The organism is Streptomyces sp. NPDC001933, from assembly GCF_042890955.1.
GTDB lineage: Bacteria > Actinomycetota > Actinomycetes > Streptomycetales > Streptomycetaceae > Streptomyces.
In genome coordinates this window covers 1-3,929 of record NZ_JBIASS010000097.1, presented here as the reverse complement: position 1 = coordinate 3,929, position 3,929 = coordinate 1, and the positions used below count along the sequence as shown (strand labels likewise).

Genomic DNA, 3,929 nt, shown 5'->3' with positions numbered 1-3,929 from the left:
CGCCTCACCAATGAGAACACCATCTCCTGGCGCGACCCGAAGAAGGCCACAGAACATCCCATCTCGGGATGAAACATCGGACGAAAACGACCTCTCAGAACGACGTGCAGGGGCCGTCTATGCGGCGAATCCAATGTTGGTGACGTACTCGTACTGGCCACTGGGATCCGAGGTCGACGATGACGTCCTCCCAGGCGTCGTCCAGGCCCTGGTGGTCGTTGGCCGCCCAGGTCTCGACTATGCGGTCCCAGCGGCGGACGTTCATCGTGCGGTACTCCACCATCCGTTGGAGCGGGCGCGGTACCTGTGACTGGTTGAGCGGGTGGATCTCGACCCGGGTTCCGCCGGCGGCGTTGAGGCGTCGCAGGAGGTGCCGGGCGACGTTGTGGCGGCGGACCTAGCGGTAGGCGGCGTCGATGCGTTCCAGGTTGGCGCTCGACGGCCGGCGCCGTTCCTCCAGCCATGCACTCGATCAGGGCTTCAGAATGGTGGCTCGTCGGACCACAGGTGTGTCGTCGGCACGAGCGGGGGCGGGGCCCATTGCCCTGTGCGAGGTGCAGGCGTACACGCACGAGGCGGCCGTCGCCGGTGCCGCGCTCCTCGACGTCTTCGACCGGCCCGGAGCGGACCGCTACCGGGTCTGGGCCGCGCGCCTTCAGGAAGCCTTCCGCCGCAGCTTCTGGGTCTCCGACGAGCACGGCCGCTACCCGGCCATCGCGCTCGATGAGGACAGGCGGCTGGTCGACGCCGTCACCTCCAACCTGGGCCACCTGCTCGGCACCGGCCTGCTGAACCTGCAGGAGGAGGCCGCCGTCGCGGACCGGCTTCTCATCCCCGGCCTGGCCGACGCCTTCGGACTGCGTACCCACGCTACGAGCAACGGTGGCTACAACCCGCTCGGTTACCACATCGGCAGCGTCTGGCCGCACGACACCGCCATCGCTGTGCAGGGACTCGCGCGCGCGGGATTCCCTGACCACGCGCGACGGCTCGCGGAGAACCTGATCGCAGTCGGTCCCGCCTACGACTCCCGGCTGCCCGAACTCTTCGCGGGCACCGCGCGTTCCGCCTCCGCCCTTCCGGCGCCGTATCCAGCATCGTGCCGCCCCCCAGGCATGGGCCGCCGCGTCGTCCGTCGCCCTGCTCCAGGCCCTCCTCGGCCTCCAGGCGGACGTCCCTGCCAGAGTCCTGACCATCAGCCCGGCCACGAGCGGGACTGTAAATCGTTCGGTGCAACTCCCGATCATGGAGGATGCATCGATGACCAGTGAGAACGTGGCCGAGGCCCAGATAAGCGATTGTCGGTGATCGTGGAGATCGTTTGGCGGGAGACGTCGGCGCCATAGACCTCCGCGAGGTGTGCCTGGACCTCGCCCGTGGTCAGGCCCTTCGCCGACAGGGAGGTGACCATCTCGTCCACCCCGGACAGGCGCTTCTGCCGCTTCTTGGCGATCTTCGGCTCGAACGCCCCGTCCCGGTCGCGCGGCACGGATATCTCGACCGGGCCGACGTCGGTGAGCACCGTCTTGGCCCGGGTGCCGTTTCGTGAGTTGCCACCGTTCTTCCCTTCCGGTATTTCTCGCGCCGGGTGAAACACCGGACGAAATGCTGACCTCACCGGCGTACGGAACCCTCGCGAAGGTCCTCTCAGCGCTGCGGGCACACGACACCGAAACGATCGAACACCTCGCCGATCCTCGTGTCCGGAGCTGGAGTTGGCACCCGGAGGGTGCTGAGGAAGGCGAGGCGGTAGCTGAGCGGGAAGAGCCGGAGGGCGAGCGGGGGCCGAGTGTGCCCGCGCGGGAGCTGCTGAAGTTCAGCACGCCCAGGGATCCGGCGCTGCTGGCGCGGTTCGTGAAGTTGCGGGTGCTCGAGCCGGAGAACACGTTCTGGCGGCGCGGTATCCAGGCATGCGTGCGGTATGTGAAGGAGACCGGGGCGGTGCAGTTGCGGGTGCCGTACGACTACGTCACCCCTGATGACTGGGTTCCGGCCGGGTTCCCGCTCGGGACCTGGCTCGCCGACCAGCGGAAATCGCACAAGGCCGGGCGTCTTGATGCGGGGCGGGTGGAACAGCTCGATGGGCTGGGCATGGTCTGGTCGCACCAGGACGTCGCGTTCGAGGAATGCCTCGCCGCCGCCCGCGCCTGGGCCACGGTGCACGGTCACCTTCTGCCTCCCGCCAGCGCGGTCTGGGACGGGTACCCGGTCGGGACCTGGACCAAGAACCAGCGATTCGCCGCCCGAGCCGCGGACACGAACGCGGAACGCCGTGAGGCCGGCCTGGCTGTCGAGACCAGTAAGGGCGCGTTGACCGAGGCACGGCGCGCAGCGCTGGACGAGATCGATCCGGGATGGTGCCCCGTCTGGGACACGGGATGGCAACGCTGCTTCCGGCTCACCCAGAACCTCCTCCAGAACGGCGGGGCCTTGCCGGTAGCGGCCGGCAAGGTGATCGTGCAGGGCGAGGACCTCGGGAGGTGGGTTACGGCGCAGCGGCACGGGTGGGAACAGCTCCTGCCCGCACAGCAGTGGCTGCTGGAGAACGCCCTTGGGACCGAACCCGCCGAAGAGACAGAACGGCCGGTGAAACGGACACAGGTCGACATGTGGGCGGTGAACGTCCGCGCCGCACGGCAGTTTCATGCCCGTGAGGGGCATCTGAGGGTGCCTCGGAAGCACGTCGAACACCTCGAAGGAGGTGCCGCAGCGGGCCGCCAGAACGGCGCCGAGGAGGGTCATGTCCCCTGGTGTGGTGTAGCGGCGGGCAGCTGTTCTCTGCCCTGGGTGGTCAGCAACCTGTTGCGGCGCCCGTCGCGTCACGTGGTAATGGCATGGACCGTCGCGTGCGCCGGGCCAGGAAGCGGTTCGCGAAGAATGTGATCCATGGGCTATTTGCAGCCCGACCGCGATCGGCCGCTGCGGTTGCGGTACTTCGCTGCCGTACCGCCTCACGCCTGGTGAAGAGTGGCCGCCGACAACTGCGACTTGAACGCGTTCAAACTCTGTGCCAGGGTACGGCGTGCGTTCTTGAGCCCACCGGTCGCACACGCGGCCTGCGGAACCCGCTAGGGGTGGAGTGTGTTGCGTTCCCGTCGTACTGCGCTGATCTTGCTCGCCATGGCCCTCGCCCTGACGGCCTGCGGCAGGCTCACCGTCATGCCGCCACCCGAAGGCGAGCCGGTCGTTCTGAAGCCGGCCGAACTTGCGACCACGTGGACCGATGCCGACGGCGGCACCCTCACGCTGAAGCAGGACGGGACGTTCATCGCCGACAAAGTCTGCATCGCCTACCGCTGGGACGAGGGTTTGACCGGGTCCGGAACAGGCACCTGGGTGCAAGGCTCCAGCAAGGAGCAAAGCATCGTCGGTGTGACCTTCGACGCTGCTCACCCCGAAACGGGTGAGCGGGAGCCCGACTCCTACGCCGCCTTGAGGCACGGCAAGGTCTTGAAGCTCTGGACCGCCGTCGGCGATCCGGACAACGATTATCCGAACTGCGTCCTGACCAGCCCGGCGAGTTGACCCGGTTGCCGCGCGGCCGGGTGAGCTGTGCATGGTCCGGCATCGCACATGAGCGGTTTTTAGTTGATCTTGCCCCCCCCTGCCGTGATGGAGGGGATCAGACCTCGGTAGCGCCGGGGAGGGCCTCGGTGTCGACGGTGGCGTAGACGGTGGCCATGCTCTCTTCGTAGAGGTAGCGGCGGGGGAAGGCGATCCATTCGTCGTGCATTTCGGCCAGCACTGCGGTGGCCAGTCGTAGGACGGCCTCGGGGTTGGGGAAGACCTGGACGACATCGGTGCGGCGTTTACTGATTTCGGCGTTTCGGGGTTTGGATTTGTGTCGGGATGGGTGACGCGGTCCGTCCGGGCTGGTACGCCGGAGGCATGCGGTATCCGGACGGGGGCGGGCTGTCCGCCGAGCAGCG

Annotated in this window: 3 protein-coding genes and 3 pseudogenes; 3 read left to right on the top strand and 3 right to left on the bottom strand. The window is 67.7% G+C overall.

All coding sequences use genetic code 11. The annotated features are described in order from the left end of the window. Positions 1–117 precede the first annotated feature (117 nt). Positions 118–466 (bottom strand): annotated as a pseudogene (locus tag ACFYY7_RS45385) (transcriptional regulator); the annotation flags it as partial. On the opposite strand from ACFYY7_RS45385, the gene ACFYY7_RS45380 reads away from it, so the two are divergent. Continuing rightward, the gene (locus tag ACFYY7_RS45380) at positions 417–1,271 is read left to right on the top strand and encodes an amylo-alpha-1,6-glucosidase (protein ID WP_388672278.1); all 855 of its coding nucleotides are present in this window, start codon (positions 417–419) and stop codon (positions 1,269–1,271) included. The pseudogene ACFYY7_RS45385 and the gene ACFYY7_RS45380 sit on opposite strands and share 50 nt — an antisense overlap. Positions 1,272–1,291: 20 nt before the next feature. On the opposite strand, the pseudogene ACFYY7_RS45375 reads toward ACFYY7_RS45380, so the two are convergent. After that, positions 1,292–1,567: pseudogene (locus tag ACFYY7_RS45375) on the bottom strand (transposase); the annotation flags it as partial. Positions 1,568–1,605: 38 nt separating this feature from the next. Here ACFYY7_RS45375 and ACFYY7_RS45370 point away from each other — a divergent pair. Both ACFYY7_RS45370 and ACFYY7_RS45365 read left to right on the top strand, forming a co-directional pair. Beyond that, the gene (locus tag ACFYY7_RS45370; RefSeq protein WP_388672275.1) at positions 1,606–2,883 is read left to right on the top strand and encodes a helicase associated domain-containing protein; all 1,278 of its coding nucleotides are present in this window, start codon (positions 1,606–1,608) and stop codon (positions 2,881–2,883) included. A gap of 237 nt (positions 2,884–3,120) precedes the next feature. Further along, positions 3,121–3,525, top strand: a complete 405-nt coding sequence (locus ACFYY7_RS45365) for a hypothetical protein (RefSeq protein ID WP_388672272.1) — start codon at positions 3,121–3,123, stop codon at positions 3,523–3,525. 97 nt (positions 3,526–3,622) lie between these two features. Here ACFYY7_RS45365 and ACFYY7_RS45360 read toward each other — a convergent pair. Further along, a pseudogene (locus ACFYY7_RS45360) lies at positions 3,623–3,826 on the bottom strand (transposase); the annotation flags it as partial. Between the last annotated feature and the right edge of the window lie 103 nt (positions 3,827–3,929).

Excerpts from the sequence above, each read along its gene's own strand:
- ACFYY7_RS45370 (WP_388672275.1), top strand. The coding sequence starts at position 1,606 with ATGCTGACCTCACCGGCGTACGGAACCCTCGCGAAGGTCCTCTCAGCG.
- ACFYY7_RS45365 (WP_388672272.1), top strand. The coding sequence starts at position 3,121 with ATGGCCCTCGCCCTGACGGCCTGCGGCAGGCTCACCGTCATGCCGCCA.
- ACFYY7_RS45380 (WP_388672278.1), top strand. The coding sequence starts at position 417 with ATGCGTTCCAGGTTGGCGCTCGACGGCCGGCGCCGTTCCTCCAGCCAT.